The sequence below is a fragment of the Pseudomonas sp. MF6751 genome (assembly GCF_016613265.1).
In the GTDB taxonomy this organism is placed as follows: domain Bacteria; phylum Pseudomonadota; class Gammaproteobacteria; order Pseudomonadales; family Pseudomonadaceae; genus Aquipseudomonas; species Aquipseudomonas fluorescens_BV.
This window is the reverse complement of the sequence record NZ_JAENSV010000013.1, coordinates 1-19,713: the sequence shown is the minus strand read 5'-3', so window position 1 is coordinate 19,713 and position 19,713 is coordinate 1. Positions and strand designations below refer to the sequence as shown.

18 protein-coding genes are annotated in these 19,713 nt (G+C 60.2%); 3 read left to right on the top strand and 15 right to left on the bottom strand.

Annotated features, from left to right (window positions below):
• Positions 1–2: 2 nt before the first annotated feature.
• From nuoH to JJD66_RS13080, 15 genes are all read right to left on the bottom strand, one after another.
• Positions 3–1,010 (bottom strand): NADH-quinone oxidoreductase subunit NuoH, encoded by a 1,008-nt coding sequence (gene nuoH, locus JJD66_RS13150; protein ID WP_003174724.1) that lies wholly within the window; start codon positions 1,008–1,010, stop codon positions 3–5.
• On the bottom strand, positions 1,007–3,721 hold the full coding sequence (nuoG, locus tag JJD66_RS13145; RefSeq protein ID WP_200648334.1) for an NADH-quinone oxidoreductase subunit NuoG: 2,715 nt from the start codon (positions 3,719–3,721) through the stop codon (positions 1,007–1,009). The genes nuoH and nuoG overlap by 4 nt, the downstream gene beginning before the upstream one ends.
• Positions 3,722–3,856: 135 nt before the next feature.
• The gene (gene nuoF / locus JJD66_RS13140; RefSeq protein WP_032896666.1) at positions 3,857–5,212 is read right to left on the bottom strand and encodes an NADH-quinone oxidoreductase subunit NuoF; all 1,356 of its coding nucleotides are present in this window, start codon (positions 5,210–5,212) and stop codon (positions 3,857–3,859) included.
• The gene (nuoE, locus tag JJD66_RS13135) at positions 5,209–5,706 is read right to left on the bottom strand and encodes an NADH-quinone oxidoreductase subunit NuoE (RefSeq protein ID WP_003174721.1); all 498 of its coding nucleotides are present in this window, start codon (positions 5,704–5,706) and stop codon (positions 5,209–5,211) included. The genes nuoF and nuoE overlap by 4 nt, the downstream gene beginning before the upstream one ends.
• 2 nt (positions 5,707–5,708) lie before the next feature.
• A complete protein-coding gene (gene nuoC, locus JJD66_RS13130; protein ID WP_003192111.1) occupies positions 5,709–7,493 on the bottom strand; it encodes an NADH-quinone oxidoreductase subunit C/D in 1,785 nt (594 codons plus the stop codon).
• A 72-nt stretch (positions 7,494–7,565) separates the two neighbouring features.
• Positions 7,566–8,240: a NuoB/complex I 20 kDa subunit family protein gene (locus JJD66_RS13125; RefSeq protein WP_003174719.1), complete on the bottom strand. Its 675-nt coding sequence runs from the start codon at positions 8,238–8,240 to the stop codon at positions 7,566–7,568.
• 10 nt (positions 8,241–8,250) lie between these two features.
• On the bottom strand, positions 8,251–8,664 hold the full coding sequence (locus JJD66_RS13120) for an NADH-quinone oxidoreductase subunit A (protein WP_003192109.1): 414 nt from the start codon (positions 8,662–8,664) through the stop codon (positions 8,251–8,253).
• 642 nt (positions 8,665–9,306) lie between these two features.
• Positions 9,307–10,632, bottom strand: a complete 1,326-nt coding sequence (aceA, locus tag JJD66_RS13115; RefSeq protein WP_003174717.1) for an isocitrate lyase — start codon at positions 10,630–10,632, stop codon at positions 9,307–9,309.
• A 493-nt stretch (positions 10,633–11,125) separates the two neighbouring features.
• Positions 11,126–11,863 (bottom strand): secretin N-terminal domain-containing protein, encoded by a 738-nt coding sequence (locus JJD66_RS13110; protein WP_014718909.1) that lies wholly within the window; start codon positions 11,861–11,863, stop codon positions 11,126–11,128.
• 227 nt (positions 11,864–12,090) lie between these two features.
• The gene (locus tag JJD66_RS13105) at positions 12,091–12,513 is read right to left on the bottom strand and encodes a GNAT family N-acetyltransferase (protein ID WP_003192105.1); all 423 of its coding nucleotides are present in this window, start codon (positions 12,511–12,513) and stop codon (positions 12,091–12,093) included.
• Positions 12,506–13,672 carry a ribosomal protein uL16 3-hydroxylase gene (locus JJD66_RS13100; protein ID WP_014718907.1) on the bottom strand — a complete coding sequence of 389 codons (1,167 nt, stop codon included), beginning with the start codon at positions 13,670–13,672 and terminating at the stop codon, positions 12,506–12,508. Before JJD66_RS13100 ends, JJD66_RS13105 begins: the two co-directional genes overlap by 8 nt.
• 84 nt (positions 13,673–13,756) lie before the next feature.
• Positions 13,757–15,127 carry an adenylosuccinate lyase gene (gene purB, locus JJD66_RS13095; protein ID WP_014718906.1) on the bottom strand — a complete coding sequence of 457 codons (1,371 nt, stop codon included), beginning with the start codon at positions 15,125–15,127 and terminating at the stop codon, positions 13,757–13,759.
• Between the two features lie 125 nt (positions 15,128–15,252).
• On the bottom strand, positions 15,253–15,876 hold the full coding sequence (gene hflD / locus JJD66_RS13090) for a high frequency lysogenization protein HflD (RefSeq protein ID WP_200648333.1): 624 nt from the start codon (positions 15,874–15,876) through the stop codon (positions 15,253–15,255).
• Positions 15,873–16,997: a tRNA 2-thiouridine(34) synthase MnmA gene (mnmA, locus tag JJD66_RS13085; RefSeq protein ID WP_054917266.1), complete on the bottom strand. Its 1,125-nt coding sequence runs from the start codon at positions 16,995–16,997 to the stop codon at positions 15,873–15,875. The genes hflD and mnmA overlap by 4 nt, the downstream gene beginning before the upstream one ends.
• Before the next feature lie 59 nt (positions 16,998–17,056).
• A complete protein-coding gene (locus tag JJD66_RS13080) occupies positions 17,057–17,503 on the bottom strand; it encodes an NUDIX hydrolase (RefSeq protein WP_200648332.1) in 447 nt (148 codons plus the stop codon).
• 268 nt (positions 17,504–17,771) lie between these two features.
• Here JJD66_RS13080 and JJD66_RS13075 point away from each other — a divergent pair, with 268 nt between their 5' ends.
• The 3 genes from JJD66_RS13075 to JJD66_RS13065 are packed head-to-tail and all read left to right on the top strand — an operon-like array spanning position 17,772 to position 19,605.
• Positions 17,772–18,668 carry a DMT family transporter gene (locus tag JJD66_RS13075; RefSeq protein WP_200648331.1) on the top strand — a complete coding sequence of 299 codons (897 nt, stop codon included), beginning with the start codon at positions 17,772–17,774 and terminating at the stop codon, positions 18,666–18,668.
• A gap of 38 nt (positions 18,669–18,706) precedes the next feature.
• Complete coding sequence (locus tag JJD66_RS13070) at positions 18,707–19,132, top strand: cupin domain-containing protein (RefSeq protein ID WP_105227164.1); 426 nt, start codon at positions 18,707–18,709, stop codon at positions 19,130–19,132.
• On the top strand, positions 19,129–19,605 hold the full coding sequence (locus JJD66_RS13065) for a CoA-transferase (protein ID WP_200648330.1): 477 nt from the start codon (positions 19,129–19,131) through the stop codon (positions 19,603–19,605). The genes JJD66_RS13070 and JJD66_RS13065 overlap by 4 nt, the downstream gene beginning before the upstream one ends.
• Positions 19,606–19,713 lie beyond the last annotated feature (108 nt).

The window sequence follows — 19,713 nt, the reverse complement described above, 5'->3', positions numbered from 1 at the left end:
CCTCACTGAACCGCGGCAGCTGGCGTGTTCAACAACACGACGGCAGCCGTCACCAGCAAATTGATCAGGGTCAGCGGCAGGCAGAATCTCCAGCTGAAATCCATCACCTGGTCATAGCGCGGGCGCGGAATCGAGGCGCGCAGCAGGATGAACAGCATGATGAAGAACGCGGTCTTCAGGAAGAACCAGAAGAAGGCCAACTGCGGCAGGATGCCGAACGGACCGTGCCAGCCGCCGAAGAACAGCGTGACCAGCAGGGCCGAGATCAAGATGATGCCGATGTACTCACCGACGAAGAACATGCCCCACTTCATACCGGCATATTCAATGTGGTAACCGTCGGCCAGTTCCTGTTCCGCTTCCGGCTGGTCGAAGGGGTGACGGTGAGTCACGGCCACGCCAGCGATGAAGAAGGTGCAGAAGCCGAAGAACTGCGGAATGATGAACCACAGGTTCTGCGCCTGGTACTCGACGATGTCGCGCATGTTGAACGAGCCAACCTGCACCACGATGCCCATCAGTGCCAACCCCATGAACACTTCATAGGATACGGTTTGGGCCGAGGCACGCAGGCTGCCCAGCAGGGCGAACTTGTTGTTGCTCGACCAACCGGCGAACAGCACCGCGTATACCGACAAACCGGCCATGGCGAAGAAGAACAGCAAACCGATGTTCAGGTCCGCCACGCCCCAGGTCGGGGTGATCGGGATGATCGCAAACGCAATCAGCAAGGCGCTCATGGCTACCACCGGTGCCAGGGTGAAGATCACCTTGTCGGCAAACGGCGGGGTCCAGTCTTCCTTGAAGAACATTTTCAGCATGTCGGCAGCGATCTGGAACATGCCGAACGGGCCAACGCGGTTCGGACCGTAACGGTCCTGCCACCAGCCCAGCAGGCGACGTTCGACGAAGCTGAGCAGGGCGCCCGCGACGACCACGGCCAACAGGATCACGATGGCCTTGACCACCGAGATGATCACGTCAATTACTTCCGGCGTGAACCAAGTCATTGCGCTGCCTCCTGCAGACCGTCAACGGTTTTGCCGAAAATGGCAGGCGGAATACCGGCGATGCCTTTAGGCAGTGCAACCAGGCCGGCACCCAACTCATCGTTGATACGCAGCGGCAGACGCAAGGTCTGGCCGGCCACGCTGACGCTGAGCAGGGCACCGTCGTTGACGCCCAGGCGGTCGGCTTCGGACTTGGCCACGGACACATAGGCGGCAGGAATGCGCTCTTGAACCGGCGTGGCCTTGGAAGAAGTTTCTTCGCTGCCGAACAGGTGGAAGAACGGCACGACCTGCCAGGTACCCGGCGCCGGGTTGAACGGACGCGGTACCGCAGCGAACCAGTTCAGCGAGTCACCGTTGGTTTCGATCAGGCGGGTGCCCGGGTCGCCAGCGCGGATGTGACCACCGACTTCGTCCTGGAACTTGTTCCAGGCTTGCGGCGAGTTCCAGCCCGGCGACCAGGCAAACGGCACTTGCTGACGGGGTTCGGCCGAACCCGAATAACCTTCCATGGAGAAGGCAAACGCGGTGTCGTTGTCTTGCGGGGTACGCGGTTCATGCACGCTGATGTCGGCGCGCATGGCGGTACGACCGGAGTAACGCAGCGGCTCACGTGCCAGTTTCAGGCCCTTGATGCGGAACGCGGCAGACGGCGCGGCATCGACAATACGAGCAAGCTGCGGTGCGCTGGCGGCGGTGGCAGCGGTCACGTGGTCGAGTTGGGTCCAGTCGATCGGCTGGTTCAGCAGGGTGGCGCGCAGGGCATGCAGCCAGCGCCAGCCTTCGTGCACCAGGATGCTGGCGTCCATGTACTTCGGATCGAACACCTGGAAGAAGCGTTGGGCGCGGCCTTCCTGGCTGACCAGTGTGCCGTCGCCTTCGGCGAAGGTGGCGGCTGGCAGCACCAGGTCGGCGCGGTCGCTGGTGGCGGTCTTCTGGTGGTCGGCGACGATCAGCACTTTGGCCGCGTCCAGTGCAGCGTCAACCTTGGCGGCAGCGGTGCGGGTGTACAGGTCGTTTTCCAGCACCACGATGGCGTCGGCGTTGCCGTCGATCACCGCTTGCAGCGCTGCGTCCACCGACTCGCCACCGAGCATGGCCAGGCCAAGGCTGTTGGCTTCCGGCACCACCAGGCTGATGGAGCCATTTTTGTCGCGCAGCTTCAGGGCCTTGGCGATGTTGGCGGCGGCTTCGATCAGCGCCTTGGAACCCAACGAGGTACCGGCAATGATCAGCGGGCGCTTGGCCGCCAGCAGGGCGTCGGCAATGCGCTGAGCCAACTCGACAGCTTCAGCGTCCAGGCCTTCAACGGCGGGTGCGCTGGCGTCGAGGGCGTGGGCCACGGCGAAACCGAGGCGCGCCAGGTCGTCCGGCGCGGCGTGTACGCATTCTTCAGCGATATCGTCGAGCTTGGTTTCAGCCAGGGAAGCGATAAACAGCGGGTTCAGCGCGTGCTGACCGATGTTCTTCACGGCGGCGTCAAGCCATGGTTGCACGCGCATGGCGTCGGCCATTTCTTCGGCCTTGCCTTTGACCGACTGACGCAGCGACAGCGCGATGCGTGCAGCGGTCTGGGTCAGGTCTTCACCAAGTACGAAGATCGCATCGTGGTCTTCGATGTCGCGCATGTTCGGCACTGGCAGCGGGCTGTCGTTCAGCACTTGCAGGACCAGGCGGATGCGCTCCAGCTCGCCCGCTTCGATACCGCAGTAGAAGTGCTCGGCACCTACCAGCTCGCGCAACGCGAAGTTGCTTTCGAGGCTGGCGCGTGGCGAACCAATACCGACGATAGTGCGGCCACGCAGCAGGTCGGCAGCCTTATCCAGCGCGGCGTCCAGGCTCAGCTTGGCGCCATCGGCCAGCAGGGGCTGGCGTGGGCGGTCTTCGCGGTTGACGTAGCCGTAGCCGAAACGGCCACGGTCGCACAGGAAGTACTGGTTGACCGAACCATTGAAGCGGTTTTCGATACGACGCAGTTCGCCGTAGCGCTCGCCCGGGGAGATGTTGCAACCGCTGGAGCAGCCATGGCAGATGCTTGGTGCAAATTGCATGTCCCACTTACGGTTGTAGCGTTCGGAGTGAGTCTTGTCAGTGAATACACCGGTCGGGCAAACCTCAGTGAGGTTGCCGGAAAACTCGCTCTCCAGCACGCCGTCTTCAACGCGACCGAAGTACACGTTGTCGTGGGCGCCAAAGACGCCCAGGTCAGTGCCGCCGGCGTAGTCCTTATAGAAGCGCACGCAGCGGTAGCAGGCGATGCAGCGGTTCATTTCGTGGGAAATGAACGGGCCGAGGTCCTGGTTCTGGTGGGTACGCTTGGTGAAGCGATAACGGCGCTCGTTGTGGCCGGTCATCACCGTCATGTCTTGCAGGTGGCAGTGACCGCCTTCCTCACAGACCGGGCAGTCGTGGGGGTGGTTGGTCATCAGCCATTCGACAACGCTGGCGCGGAACGCCTTGGATTCTTCATCGTCGATGGAGATCCAGGTGTTGTCGGTGGCTGGGGTCATGCAGGACATGACGATACGACCACGGGTGTCGTTCTCATCGGTGTATTGCTTGACCGCACACTGGCGACAGGCACCGACGCTACCAAGTGCGGGGTGCCAGCAGAAATACGGGATGTCGAGGCCGAGTGACAGACACGCCTGTAACAGGTTGTCCGCCCCATCGACTTCGAGCGCTTTGCCGTCTACGTGGATAGTGGCCATGGTTCAAAGTTCTTCGTTGGCCCGTTGTCAGCGGGCGTGGCTAATGGAATCTTGTTATTCATGTGCATCTACACAGCCTTTACGGCGTCAGCACATGAGCAGGCGAAGGGCACGGACCCTTCGCCTGTTTAAGCGTTACGCGCCGACTACGATCGGCTTTGCCAGAGGCGGGACGGCGGCGCTGGTGGGCGCGATGCCGGCTTCGAACTCCGAGCGGAAGTATTTGATTGCGCTGCCCAATGGCTCCACGGCGCCCGGTGCGTGAGCGCAGAAGGTCTTGCCTGGGCCGAGGAAACCGACCAGGCCGAGCAGGGTTTCGATGTCACCCTCGCGGCCTTCGCCATTTTCCAGGGCCATCAGCAGCTTGACGCTCCACGGCAAACCGTCGCGGCATGGGGTGCAGAAACCGCAGGACTCGCGGGCGAAGAACTGCTCCATGTTGCGCAGCAACGAGACCATGTTCACCGTGTTGTCCACCGCCATCGCGAGGCCAGTACCCATCCGGGTGCCCACCTTGCCGATGCCGCCGGCATACATTTGTGCATCCAGGTGCTCAGGGAGCAGGAAACCGGTGCCGGCGCCGCCTGGCTGCCAGGCTTTCAAGGTGTAGCCGTCGCGCATGCCGCCGGCGTAGTCCTCGAACAGCTCGCGCGCGGTCACGCCGAACGGCAGCTCCCACAGGCCAGGGTTCTTGACCTTGCCGGAGAAGCCCATGAGCTTGGTGCCCATGTCTTCGCTGCCTTCACGGGCCAGGGATTTGTACCAGTCCACGCCGTCGGCGATGATCGCCGGCACGTTGCACAGGGTCTCGACGTTGTTCACGCAGGTCGGCTTGCCCCACACGCCCACGGCGGCGGGGAAGGGCGGCTTGGAACGCGGGTTGGCGCGGCGGCCTTCGAGGGAGTTGATCAGTGCGGTTTCTTCACCGCAGATATAACGCCCGGCCCCGGTGTGCACGAACAGTTCGAAGTCGAAACCGGAACCGAGGATGTTCTTGCCCAGCAGGCCGGCGGCCTTGGCTTCTTCCACGGCACGGTTCAGGTGCTTGGCGGCGGTGGTGTACTCGCCACGCAGGAAGATGTAGCCGCGGTAGGTTTTCAGCGCACGGGCACTGATCAGCATGCCTTCGATCAGCAGATGGGGCAGTTGCTCCATCAGCATGCGGTCTTTCCAGGTGTTGGGCTCCATTTCATCCGCGTTGCACAGCAGGTAACGGATGTTGATGGATTCGTCTTTGGGCATCAGGCCCCACTTCACGCCGGTAGGGAAGCCCGCACCGCCGCGGCCCTTGAGGCCGGCGTCCTTCACGGTCTGGACGATATCGTCCTGGGCCATGTCGGCGAAGGCTTTGCGCGCAGCCGCGTAGCCGTTCTTGGCCTGGTACTCGTCGAGCCATACCGGCTCGCCGTCGTCACGCAGGCGCCAGGTGAGGGGGTGAGTCTCGGCCGAACGCTTGATCAGGTTGGCCGGGCCGAAGGAAGTCAGGGTCATGGGTAGCCCTCGAGCAATTGGGTGACGCCAGCGGGCTGTACGTCACCGAATGTGTCGTCGTCGATCATCAACGCCGGCGCCTTGTCGCAGTTGCCCAGGCAGCACACCGGCAGCAGCGTGAAGCGGCCGTCCGGGGTGGTCTGGCCGAGGCCGATGCCCAGTTTGTTCTGGATCTCGCTGACCACGGACTCATGGCCACCGATGTAGCAGACCATGCTGTCGCACACGCGAATGATGTGGCGGCCAACCGGCTGGCGGAAGATCTGGCTGTAGAACGTCGCCACGCCTTCAACGTCACTGGCGGGAATGCCGAGGATCTCGCCGATGGCGTAGAGGGCGCCGTCGGGCACCCAGCCACGTTCCTTCTGGACGATCTTCAGGGCTTCGATCGACGCCGCGCGCGGGTCTTCGTAGTGATGCAGCTCGTGCTCGATGGCCGAGCGCTCGGTTTCACTCAAGGTGAAACGGTCTGTCTGGATAAGCGTGCTGTTCATGCTTAGCGGTCCACGTCGGCCATAACGAAATCGATACTACCCAGGTACGCAATCAAGTCCGCGACCATCTCGCCTTTGATCACCGAAGGGATCTGCTGCAAGTGGGCAAAACTTGGGGTACGAATCCGGGTGCGGTAGCTCATGGTGCCGCCATCGCTCGTCAGGTAATAACTGTTGATACCCTTGGTCGCTTCGATCATCTGGAAGGATTCGTTGGCCGGCATCACCGGGCCCCACGAAACCTGCAGGAAGTGCGTGATCAGGGTTTCGATGTGCTGCAGCGTGCGCTCTTTGGGCGGCGGCGTGGTCAGCGGGTGATCCGCCTTGTACGGGCCGGCCGGCATGTTGCGCATGCACTGCTCGATGATCTTCAGGCTCTGGCGCATTTCTTCGACGCGCACGATGCAACGGTCGTAGGCATCGCCATTGGCCGCCAGCGGTACTTCGAACTCGAAGTTCTCGTAGCCGGAGTACGGGCGCGCTTTACGCAGGTCGAAGTCGCAACCGGTGGAACGCAGGCCGGCACCGGTGACGCCCCATTCCAGGGCCTCTTTGGTGTTGTACTGCGCGACGCCGATGGTGCGGCCTTTGAGGATGCTGTTGTCCAGGGCGGCTTTCTGGTACTCGTCCAGGCGCTTGGGCATCCAGTCGATGAATTCCTTGACCAGGCGTTCCCAGCCGTTCGGCAGGTCGTGCGCCACGCCGCCGATGCGGTACCAGGCCGGGTGCAGGCGGAAACCGGTGATGGCTTCGATGACCTTGTAGGCACGCTGACGGTCGGTGAAGGTGAAGAACACCGGGGTCATGGCGCCGACGTCCTGGATATAGGTACCCAGGAACAGCAGGTGGCTGGTGATGCGGAAGAACTCGGCCATCATGATGCGGATGGTGTCGACGCGGTCCGGTACCTTGATACCGGCCAGCTTCTCGACCGAGAGTACGTACGGCAGGTTGTTCATCACGCCGCCGAGGTAGTCGATACGGTCGGTGTACGGGATGAAGCTGTGCCAGGACTGGCGCTCGGCCATCTTCTCGGCGCCACGGTGGTGGTAACCGATGTCCGGGACGCAGTCGACGATCTCTTCGCCGTCCAGTTGCAGGATGATACGGAAGGCACCGTGAGCCGAAGGGTGGTTCGGGCCCAGGTTGAGGAACATGTAGTCCTCGTTGGTGCCGGAACGCTTCATGCCCCAGTCTTCGGGGCGGAAGCGCGCCGCCTCTTCTTCAAGCTGCTGCTTGGCCAGGTTGAGGCTGAACGGGTCGAATTCGGTGGCGCGGGCAGGGAAGTCCTTGCGCAGCGGGTGACCTTCCCAGGTCGGCGGCATCATGATGCGCGTCAGGTGCGGGTGGCCCGGGAAGTCGATACCGAACATGTCCCAGACTTCACGCTCGTACCAGCTGGCGTTCGGCCAGATACCGGTCACGGTCGGGATGCTCAGGTCGCTCTCGCTCAGCGCAACCTTGATCATCACGTCGCTGTTACGTTCCAGCGACATCAGGTGGTAGAACACGGTGAAATCGGCGCCGCTCGGCAGGCCCTGGCGCTTGGTGCGCAGACGCTCGTCCACGCCATGCAGGTCATAGAGCATGACGTACGGCTTGGGCAGGTTGCGCAGGAAGGTCAGGACTTCGACGAGCCTGGCACGCGCCACCCACAGCACCGGCATACCGGTGCGTGTGGCCTGGGCGGTGAAGGCGTCAGGGCCAAAACGGTTATTGAGTTCGACAACCACATCCTGGTCGTCTGCCTTATAAGGCGGGATGTACAGAGCACTGCCTGTAGTCATGGTTTTTTATCGCTTTCGGTCAACGTAAAGAATGAAGCCAGGTTTTCGTTCTATAAAAGAAGCGGTGCTGGATCAGACTTCGTCGGGGCTGCGCAGGTTGGTGACTGCGATTCGCTGTTCGCGGCGCTGTTCCTTTTGAGACGGCATCTCGGCGCGATAAACGCCTTGATCACCGACCACCCAGGACAGTGGGCGACGCTCCTTGCCAATCGATTCCTGCAACAGCATCAAGCCTTGCAGGAACGCTTCGGGACGGGGCGGGCAGCCAGGCACGTAGACGTCCACGGGCAGGAACTTGTCCACCCCTTGAACGACCGAGTAGATGTCGTACATGCCACCGGAGTTGGCGCACGAACCCATGGAGATAACCCATTTAGGCTCGAGCATTTGCTCATAGAGACGCTGGATGATCGGCGCCATCTTGATGAAGCAGGTACCGGCGATAACCATGAAATCCGCCTGGCGCGGCGAGGCCCGGATAACTTCGGCGCCAAAGCGCGCGATGTCGTGGGGCGCCGTGAAGGCGGTGGTCATTTCCACGTAGCAGCACGAAAGGCCGAAGTTGTACGGCCACAGGGAGTTTTTACGCCCCCAGTTGACCGCGCCACTCAGCACGTCTTCCAGCTTGCCCATGTAGATGTTTTTGTGGACTTGGTCTTCTAACGGGTCGGAAACGGTTTCCCGTTCGCCGATGGGGTACTGCTCGTTAGGAGCATCCGGGTCGATCCTGGTGAGATTGTATTGCATTGCCAAAGCCTCATTGTTTCAGCTTCGCTTGCCGCTTGCGACGAGCTTCCGGAGCCCAGTCAAGGGCGCCCACTCGGAACAGGTAGACAAGACCTGCCAACAGAATTGCTATGAAAACGAGAGCTTCGACGAATCCGGTCCAGCCGCTTTCGCGGACGGACACAGACCATGCAAAGAGAAAGAGGGCTTCGATATCGAAGATCACGAACAACATCGCGACCAGATAGAATTTGGCTGAGAGCCGCAAGCGGGCGCCACCTGTAGGCAGCATGCCGGATTCGAACGGTTCGTTTTTGCTGCGGCCCCAGGCTTTTGACCCGAGGAGGCTGGACACGCCGAGCATGAAGGCGCAAAGGCCTACAACACCGAGAAGGAAAATGGCAAAGCCCCAGTTGTGGGCCATGAGTCCTGTCGCGTCGGTCATGCTGGAAATCCTTAACAGAGAGCAAAGGTCTCTGAGCTCGAAAAAGTAACGATGCAGTGACGATATGTCGCACTGCAATCAATCGCGGTGATTTTATGGCTAAACACCGGGCAAGTAAAATTCCCAGGGCGAAATTATTCGGTGGAATAAGCACATAGTGCACCTTCTTGGGGCTGTAGCCCTTGTGGTGTGGGCATTAGCGGGCTTTTCATCAATTATGTTTTGTTTAAGCTGTAACGAAGTTTTCAGGTGCCAAATGATAATGAATATTGTTTGCGAGGGGTGTAAGCGAGTGTTTCTCATGTGGCGCGGGAAGTTACCGTTACTTGCTTGAGTGTCGCTTAGTTGTCGCAACGGTTCTTTTAACCGATCGGATGTGCGCGGATACCGCTCTGGATCAATGTTTTCAGCAAAAAACTATGGATAGGGCGCGGTCAATGTGGGAGCTGGCTTGCCTGCGATGGCGGCGGATCAGCTGAAACACCTGCCTCTGACCCACCGCCATCGCAGGCAAGCCAGCTCCCACCATTGATTTTCGGTGATTCCCAGGCAAAAAAACGCCCCGAACCAGTCGGGGCGTGATTGTTGCGCGGCACTGCGGTTAGGTCTTCCGTGGGGCCGCAGTGGCCGTGTACGCGGTACTTAGTGGAACTGCTCTTCTTCGGTCGAACCGGTCAGCGCGGTCACGGACGAGGTGCCGCCCTGGATCACGGTGGTCATGTCGTCGAAGTAGCCGGTGCCCACTTCCTGCTGGTGCGCCACAAAGGTGTAACCCTTGGCGGCGTCAGCGAATTCCTGCTCCTGCAGCTTCACGTAGGCCGTCATGTCGTTGCGGGCGTAGTCGTGCGCCAGGTTGAACATGCTGTGCCACATGTTGTGGATGCCGGCCAGGGTGATGAACTGGTGCTTGTAGCCCATGGCCGACAGCTCACGCTGGAACTTGGCGATGGTCGCGTCGTCCAGGTTCTTCTTCCAGTTGAAAGAAGGCGAGCAGTTGTAGGACAGCAGTTGGTCCGGATATTCCTTCTTGATCGCTTCGGCGAAACGACGGGCTTCGTCCAGATCCGGCTTGGCGGTTTCGCACCAGATCAGGTCGGCGTACGGCGCGTAGGCCAGGCCACGGGCGATTGCCTGGTCGAGGCCGGCGCGCACTTTATAGAAGCCTTCCTGGGTGCGCTCGCCGGTAACGAATGGTTGGTCGTACGGGTCGCAGTCCGAGGTCAGCAAGTCTGCCGCGTTGGCGTCGGTACGGGCCAGGATGATGGTCGGTGTGCCGGCAACGTCAGCGGCCAGGCGGGCAGCGGTCAGCTTCTGCACGGCTTCCTGGGTCGGTACCAGTACCTTGCCGCCCATGTGGCCGCATTTTTTCACCGAAGCCAGCTGGTCTTCGAAGTGCACGCCGGCAGCGCCTGCCTCGATCATGCTCTTCATCAGCTCGTAGGCGTTGAGTACGCCGCCGAAACCGGCTTCGGCGTCAGCCACGATTGGCGCGAAGTAGTCGATGTAGCCTTCGTCGCCCGGGTTCTTGCCGGCTTTCCACTGGATCTGGTCGGCACGACGGAACGAGTTGTTGATGCGCTTGACCACGGTTGGAACCGAATCCACCGGGTACAGCGACTGGTCGGGGTACATGGATTCAGCGGAGTTGTTGTCCGCTGCCACTTGCCAGCCGGACAGGTAGATCGCCTGGATGCCGGCTTTTACCTGTTGGACTGCCTGGCCGCCGGTGAGGGCGCCCATGCAGTTGACGAAATCTTTGTCGGGACGGAAAGAAGGCTTGGCACCTTGGGTGACCAGGTTCCACAGCTTCTCGGCGCCGAGTTTTGCAAAAGTGTGCTCAGGTTGGACCGAGCCACGCAGGCGGACGACGTCAGCAGCGGAATAAGCGCGGGTCACGCCTTTCCAGCGTGGGTTTTCAGCCCAATCTTTTTCGAGGGCTGCAATTTGCTGTTCGCGTGTCAGTGCCATGGGGAAAAACCTCGTCGCGTCTTGTTTGAAGTATCCGTTTGCCAGCCCGGCATTCGTTGCCTGGGTAGGGTTGCTCGCTGACCAGAAGCTTTGGTGTTCAAGTCAAATCTGACGGAGGTAGGCGACGGGATGAACGATGGGGCTCAAGGGGGAGTTGAGCAGGTAAGGGCAAACTGCGAACGGTCTTCGGGCGTCGTGGGCCTTTGTACGATCCATCAGTGTGTAGCCGGGTTACCTGGTTGGCTTCCGTCCCTCGGGACAACTTCGTTCCAGTCGCAACCAACGTCAAACACACCTTGTGGGCGGTACAGACACGAATCGGCTCAGGTGGGTAGCTTAGAGCGGCGATCCGAAGGCCCTTGCCAGGGCCCCTGATTAGCGGGAGCGAGGCCATCATGCCCATGCTTTTTTGGCTCGTCAAATGTTTTGTAGTGCTTTTTTTCAAGCACTACATCTTTAGTCTAATGCGACTTGCCAGTCAGTTTTCGGTGCTTCAGTTCAGGGTGTCGACCTTGACCCGTAAAGTCAGGTCATCGCGGCCCTGAGTAGAGTAGCTGCGGGTTGTAGAGGATTTGTCCGCCTGGGTTTCACGATTGATGCCGGCCAGGGGGATCCATTCGCCCAGGCGGCCGCTGACGGTTGTGTCGGTGCTTTGCACGTTCACTACATCGGGACGTTCTTGGCTCATGCGGTCACGGTTGGTACTGATGGCCAGGTGTACGGTTTCGCCAGTGACGCTGGCGGTCACGTAAAAACCCTGGGTGACGTTGCGATACTGGGTCTGGTTTTGCAGACGGCCATAGCTGTCCTGTTGCGTGGTGGTCAGCGGTACGCTCTGGCCGACCTGGATCAGCGCAGGCACGCCTTCGCTGGCCTGGATCTGCTGCACGCCACCGTCGCGGCTGGCAGTGCCGTAGCTGATGATGCGGGTCTGGCTGTCACCGCTGTTCTGTTGGTTGTTCTCGTTGGTATCGACGGTGATCAGCAGGCGTTTGGCCGGTGTATCCAATTGGCCGAGCAGTGCGCGCAAGCCCTCGATCCTGGCGGGCTCAGCGTTAACGATAAGCTGGTTGCCGTAGGCGCTGACGGTGCCGTCCTTGCCAATGAAGTTCTGCGCCACGGGCAGCAGGTCGGCGCTGGTGCGGTTGTTCAGGTTGACGACTTCAGTGGCGGCCATGGCGCAAGCGCTGACGGTCATCACGAGGGCGGTGAGCAGGGTGCGTAGGGACATGTCCGTTATCTCTGCGAGTCATTTGCTTGATAGTGCCAGTTTGTCGGCCTGGTGGGTCGCAAGTTGAATCGTAGACGGCAAAATGCCCTGGCAGGCAGGGCATTTTGTGGTGTTGCTGAAATAGCTATCGCAGGCAAGCCAGCTCCCACACTTGAGCGTATTCCAGGGATGTGCTCGGTCAGCTGTGGGAGCTGGCTTGCCTGCGATAAAGGCGATGCGGGCTTGAATCAGCCCTCGCGCACCATATCCACATGCGGAATCCCGACCTCAAGAAACTCATCGCTGACGATCTTGAATCCCAGTCGCTCATAGAACGGTGCCGCATACACCTGCGCACTCAGGAATTGCCGGGTCTGGCCGCGTTTCACGGCCTCGCCAATCACTGCTTCCATCAGCTTGTCGCCGACTTTCAGTCCGCGCCAGTCCTTGAGCACCGATACCCGACCGATCTCGCCGCTGGGCAGCAATCGAGCGGTGCCAATCGGGAAGTCGCCTTCGTATGCAAGAAAATGCATGGCGCCGGCATCGTCCGCGTCCCACTCCAATTCAGGCGGGACCGATTGTTCAGCGATGAATACCGCTTCACGAATGCGCCGAATCTCGTCGATATCCTTTCGCCAGTCCGCGACACTTACGTGAATTTTATTCATCCGCGAACCCCAGGCTGCCTTGCTTGACCAGTTCGCACAGCAGGTCGCGACCGTCTTCGTCGGCCAGCCACTCGCCCAGGTTTTCGCTGTGCAGTGCATCGGCCGAGCACACCAGCTTCAACAGTTCACGCAGTTTGCCCGGCAGGTAACGGCTCTGGCCGCTGGCGAACAGCAGTACGTCGTCATCCACTTCGGACCAGGCCAGGCGTGCGCTCGGGTTGCGCACCAGGATCGCGCCGTCTTGCAGGCTGTTGATGAAGTCTTCTTCGCCCAACTCTTCGCCGGCCACCAGTTCCGGGTAGCGTGGCTCGGTCATGAACTGGCCGAACCAGGTCAGCAGCATGCGCTCATCGCTCATGTGCTCGGCGAGCAGGCCCTTGAGGCGGTCCAGTGCGTCGCCCTGGATCTGGTGCGGGTCGCTGACCGGCTGGGCGTCGGCGTCGGTGTAGCGCTCTTCGTCGGTCAGGTACTGGCTGAGGAAGTCGGTGAAGTGGGTCAGCACTTCAGCGGCGCTCGGTGCACGGAAACCTACGGAATAGGTCATGCAGTCGTCTTCGGCAATACCGAAATGGGCCAGGCGCGGCGGCAGGTAGAGCATGTCGCCCGGTTCGAGCACCCATTCGGCGCTTTCTTCGAATTCGGCGAGGATGCGCAGGTCGGCGTGTTGCAGCAACGGGCTTTCGGAATTGCACATCTGGCCGATCTTCCAGTTGCGCTTGCCCTGGGCTTGCAGCAGGAACACATCGTAGTTATCGAAATGCGGACCGACGCTGCCACCCGGCGCGGCGAAGCTGATCATCACATCATCGATACGCCAGCTCGGCAGGAAGCGGAAGTGCTCCAGCAGCTCAGCCACTTCCGGCACGAACTGGTCGACCGCCTGCACCAGCAGGGTCCACTCGCGCTCGGGCAGGGTGCTGAAAGCGTCTTCGGCGAACGGGCCGCGACGCAGTTCCCACGGGCGCTCGCCGTGTTCGATCACCAGGCGCGACTCGACTTCTTCTTCCAGGGCCAGGCCTGCCAGTTCGTCGGCGTCGATCGGGCTTTCGAAGTCAGGGATGGCCTGGCGGATCAGCAGCGGTTTTTTCTGCCAGTAGTCGCGCAGGAATTCCCGTGCTGTGATGCCGCCCAGAAGTTGAAGAGGGATATCAGGATTCATGTGTAACCTATTGAAAAAAAGCACTTTTAAGACGGGAATAAAAACGCCCGGCGCGGCCGGGCGTCTCAAAGGAGCTTGCTTGGATCAGATGCGCTTGGCTTGTTCTACAGCGTTGCCGATGTAGTTGGCCGGGGTGAGCAGTTTCAGCTCGGCCTTGGCTGCGGCTGGCATGTCCAGGCCGTCGATGAAAGTTTGCAGCGCCTCGGGGCTGATGCCCTTGCCGCGCGTCAATTCTTTCAGCTTCTCGTAGGGGTTTTCGATGTTGTAGCGGCGCATTACGGTCTGGATCGGCTCGGCCAATACTTCCCAGCACGCGTCCAGGTCAGCGGCAATTTTCTGCTCGTTGAGCTCCAGCTTGCTGATGCCTTTGAGGCTGGCTTCGTATGCGATCACGCTGTGGGCAAAGCCGACACCGAGGTTGCGCAGTACGGTGGAGTCGGTCAGGTCGCGCTGCCAGCGGGATATCGGCAACTTGCTGGCCAGGTGCTGGAACAGGGCGTTGGCGATACCCAGGTTGCCTTCGGAGTTTTCGAAGTCGATCGGGTTGACCTTGTGCGGCATGGTCGACGAACCGATTTCGCCTGCAATAGTGCGCTGCTTGAAGTAGCCCAGGGAGATGTAGCCCCAGATATCGCGATCGAAATCGATCAGGATGGTGTTGAAGCGTGCAATCGCGTCGAACAGCTCGGCGATGTAGTCGTGGGGCTCGATCTGCGTGGTGTAGGGGTTGAAGCCCAGGCCCAATTCGTCTTCGATGAAGGCGCGGGCGTTGGCTTCCCAGTCGATCTCAGGGTAGGCCGACAGGTGGGCGTTGTAGTTGCCTACGGCGCCGTTGATCTTGCCCAGCAATGGCACGGCGGCGACTTGGGCGATCTGGCGCTCCAGGCGGTACACCACGTTGGCCAGTTCTTTGCCCAGGGTGGTCGGCGAGGCCGGCTGGCCGTGGGTGCGCGACAGCATCGGCACGGCAGCGAAACGGATCGCCAGCTCGCGGATGGCTTCGGCGGTCTGGCGCATCAGCGGCAGCATCACGTCATCACGGCCTTCGCGCAGCATCAGGGCGTGGGACAGGTTGTTGATGTCCTCGCTGGTGCAGGCAAAGTGGATGAACTCGCTGACCTGGGCCAGTTCCGGCAGTTGGGCCGCTTGCTCTTTGAGCAGGTATTCGATGGCTTTGACGTCGTGGTTGGTGGTGCGCTCGATCTCTTTCACACGCTCGGCGTGCTCCAGGGAGAAGTTTTCCGCCAGGGTGTTCAATACAGCGTTGGCCTCGGCGGAAAACGCCGGCACTTCGCTGATGGCGGGGTGAGCGGCCAGGCGCTGGAGCCAGCGCACTTCAACCAGGACACGGGCACGGATCAGGCCGTACTCGCTGAAAATAGGGCGCAGGGCCTGGGTTTTGCCGGCGTAGCGGCCGTCAACAGGGGAAACCGCAGTGAGCGAAGAGAGCTGCATGGGGTGTTCTCGGACAGTCGGGCAACGAAATGGGGCGCGTATCATACATGAAAAAATCCGCCGGTCCGTCGCCAACTGACCGGCGTATTACGCGTAATGGCTTGAAAACAGCCTGCTGGTGCGACTTATTCGTTGCGCATCAACGGGTAAAGCTCTTTGAGCAATTTGCGTCGGCTGATCACCAACTGCCAGCGATGACCGCCCAGTTGGCGCCACAAGCGTGCCGAACGAATACCGGCCAGAAGCAGGGCGCGGATTTTCGACGCGTTGTTGGGTTGCTGCAGGTTGCGCATGTCGCCATGCACCTGGATGCGCTGGCGCAGGGTGCTCAAGGTGTCCTGGTACAGCGCACCACAGGCGGCGATCACGTTTTCGTGGGCCGGGCCGAAGTGTTCTACCTGGGACTGGATCTGCGGCAAGCGCTTGCCGATGGTGTCCAGCAGGTCGTCGCGCTTGGCCAACTGGCGCTCAAGGCCGAGCATCGACAGGGCATAACGCAACGGCTCGCGCTGCAAAGTACTTGGGTCGCGCTCCAGGGCGCCGATCAGGGCGCGATAGCCTTCACGCAGGGCCAGGTCGTCGCCGCCGTAAACCTCAAGGGTGTCCCTGGGGTCGCGGATCAGCAGGCTGCCGAGCATGCAGGTCAGGCCGGCTTCAGTGACCTGGCCGGTCTTGGCGATCTTGTCCACCAGTACCGCAGCGAGAAAGACACCGCCAAGGGCTGTCAACTGCTCCTGGGTCGGGCTCATGCCGGGTTGCTCCAGGCTTGCGCGACTTCAATCACGCCGCCGCCCAGGCAGATCTCGCCGTCATAGAACACCACGGACTGGCCAGGGGTGACCGCGCGTTGCGGGTCATCGAAGGTGGCACGGTAGCCGGTGGCGGTCTTTTCCAGGGTGCAGGGCTGGTCGCTCTGGCGATAACGCACTTTGGCGGTCAGGCGGCGCGGGGTGCTCAGGTCGATAGGGTTGACCCAATAAATCTCGGAAGCGAGCAGGGCGCCGGAGAACAGCAGCGGGTGCTCGTTGCCCTGGCCGACCACCAGCACGTTGTTTTCCAGGTCTTTGACCAGCACGTACCACGGCTCAACACCTGCGTCTTTCAAGCCGCCGATGCCCAGGCCCTGGCGCTGGCCGATGGTGTGGTACATCAGGCCGTGGTGGCGGCCGATCACTTCACCCTCGGTGGTCTTGATCTCGCCCGGTTGCGCCGGCAGGTATTGCTTGAGGAAGTCGCTGAAGCGCCGCTCGCCGATAAAGCAGATACCGGTGGAGTCTTTCTTCTTGGCGGTGGCCAGGCCGTGTTTCTCGGCAATCTTGCGCACTTCGGGTTTTTCCAGCTCGCCGACCGGGAACAGAGTCTTGGCGATCTGTTCACCGCCCACGGCGTGCAGGAAGTAGCTCTGGTCCTTGTTCGGGTCCAGGCCCTTGAGCAGTTCGGTGCGGCCATCGATATCGCGACGGCGCACGTAGTGGCCGGTAGCTATCAGGTCGGCGCCGAGCATCATGGCGTAGTCGAGGAAGGCCTTGAACTTGATTTCGCGGTTACACAGGATGTCCGGGTTGGGCGTGCGGCCGGCCTTGTATTCGGCCAGGAAGTGCTCGAACACGTTGTCCCAGTACTCGGCGGCGAAGTTGGCGGTGTGCAGCTTGATGCCGATCTTGTCGCACACGGCCTGGGCGTCCGCGAGGTCGTCCATGGCGGTGCAGTATTCGGTTCCATCGTCTTCTTCCCAGTTCTTCATGAACAGGCCTTCCACCTCATAACCCTGCTCCATGAGCAGAACGGCGGAAACGGAAGAATCCACGCCGCCGGACATGCCGACGATGACGCGCTTCTTTTGTGTGTCAGAAGGGGCTGGATCACGCATAGGGTTTCAACGGGTGTCTTGAAAAAGGACGCGATTCTAGCAGGCCTGGGCCCGCAAGGCTAAAGAGAAGGGCGGATCAATTCGAGACTGTGGCGTTGGCCGGCCAGATAATCATCGATGCAACGGATAATCAGCTCGCTGCGCCAGTCGTCGCGCACGGCCATTAGCTCGTCACGGGTCAGCCAGCGGGCGCGCAGGATGCCTTCGTCGAGTTGATAGTCCGGGTGGTGTTTCAGTGCCTTGGCGATAAAGCAGACGCGTTGATAGGTAACCCCATTGCTGGGTGCAGTGTAGAGGTAGATGCCGACAATACCGCTGGCCTCGACATCCCAGCCGGTTTCTTCAAGGGTTTCGCGCACGGCGGCCTCGGTCAGGGTTTCATCCGGGTCCAGGTGGCCTGCCGGCTGATTGAGCACGGCGCGGCCACCCTTGAGCTCTTCGACCATCAGGAAACGGCCGTTGTCTTCAACGATGGTAGCGACGGTGATGTGGGGTTGCCAGGTCATGGGATGCCTCGGTTCAAAGGATGGTGCTGTTTTTGGACAGGATTGCTATCAATGTGTGGCTTGCCTGCGATGGCAGTCTGTCAGTAAGCGAATTAGTGGCTGACACACCGCTATCGCAGGCAAGCAACACACACATTCTGATTCGGTTTCTGCAGTGGGCACGTGGTGCATAAGCAAAATGCATGCTGCGCCGTACATTATATGATTTTACCGCTTGCAAGCCGGGGCGCAGTTTACCTCTCCAGCACAGTCGTTATTGGAGAGCTTCATGAAGCCGATTGCCCACAAAAGCTACGAAGTACGCCTTACATCGCCATTGCCCATTGCCTTCATCCTGTTATGGAGCTCCGGATACATCGGTGGAGCGTTCGGTGTGCGTTATGGCGAGCCTTTCACCATGACGTTCTACCGATTTGCCCTGGCGGCCCTGGTGTTTCTGGGAGTGGCGCTCGCTATCAAGGCCGAGTGGCCTAGGCGGCTTACACCCTACCTTCACGCGGCGGCCGTGGGCTTGCTCTTGCAGGCTCTGCAATTTGGCGGCCTCTACACCGGTATAAGTCAGGGCGTCCCGGCTGGGCAAGCTGCGCTGATTGTCGGGCTGATGCCGGTATTCGTCGTGATCGGCGCCTACTTCTGTTTAGGCGAGCAATTGAGTTGGCGCGACTTGCCAGGCTCGATCCTGGGCGTAGGCGGCGTGGCCATTGTGGTCGGCAGCAGTTTTGCTGGCCCTGAGGCGTCCATCGGCGGTTATGGCGCGGTGGGGTTGGCGCTGCTGGGCATCACCCTTGGCACGCTTTATCAGAAGCGTTTCCTCGGCGGCGTCAACCTGTGGGTGGGCTGTTTTGTTCAGATGGTCACCGCATCGCTGGTCATGTTGCTGCTGGCCTATACCACCGAGACCATGCAGGTGACTCAGTGGGTGCCCTTCGCTGCTTCGGTGGCGTGGATCACTGTAATGAACTCGGTCGGCGCGCTGACCCTGCTGTACCTGATGATTCGGCGGGGTGAGGCGAGTAAGGCGACGAACTTATTTCATGTCATTCCGGCTGTCACACAGATCATGGCGTCAACGGTGTTGGGTGAAGTGCCGAGTGTGGTGGCGATTGTAGGTTTTATTGTGTCAGGGGTGGGGGTTTATTTGATGAATCATTCGAGAGCAAAGTAAACCTCGAATATTGAAGGTTGCTTATCAGGAGAGTACTAATGTTTAAGCACGAAATGGCTGATAAAAAATTATATAGCGATGACATTTGCCGGTCTGGAGGTGGGCTGCGCGTTGATGAAGTTGATTGTCTGAATTTTGAAACTTATGAAGTGGATGGGCGCAAGGGCGTTTCAATATTTTATCTTTATGATGCGCGGATTAATGCGCAAGGGCCAGTTGCCGCATTGGTTCGTTATGCCGGCGGAGCTCTAACGCCGAGGCATAGGCATCTGGGGTGGGAGTTAGTGTTGGTGGTCGATGGTGAACTGGTCGATGACAGAGGGCGCCATACTGCAGGTGCGCTGCAAGTTTACCCGCCTGGCTCTACTCACCAGCTTTCTTCTGCTACGGGTTGTACGTTTCTAGTCGTTTGGGAGCAGCCAGTTCAGCCCGCCCCACGTCAGGATTCAGAGGCCGCAGCATGAAAGTTATCAACGAACTGCAAGCAGCAGAGTTGATTGAAGACGGATGGACAATCATTCCGGGAGGGTTTGGTAGTTGCGGGCATCCTGATGGACTTACTCGAGCAATCAGTGAGCGTTTCAAGCGGGAGGGACGGCCTCGTAAGCTTGGTCTGCTCTTTGCCTCTGCTTCTGGAGATCTTGATGAAAGGGGCGTCGACGTTTTGGCTCAGAGTGGGCTGGTGGCCAAGGCAATTGGAGGGTTCTGGGGGCTTATACCGCGATTGGGAAATATGGCGCTCCAAGGAGAGATAGAGGCGCATAACTGGCCGCAGGGGGTTATCAGCCAGCTGTTCCGTGCGATCGCGGCGAAGAAGCCCGGTGTGATCTCGAAGGTTGGCCTCAATACTTTTGTTGATCCTGATCACGAGGGCGCACGCTTGAATCAGCGAGAGGGAGGCGCTCTCGTTCAGAAGATCGGCGGCCGCGAAAACTGAGTGCAACACCTGACCTTTCCGGTACGGTGCTGCCCCTATGTCCTATTCCGAACTCAGCGTCGAAGAGCGCGCCATCATTCAACTCAGTCAAGCTCAAGGCTTCAGCCT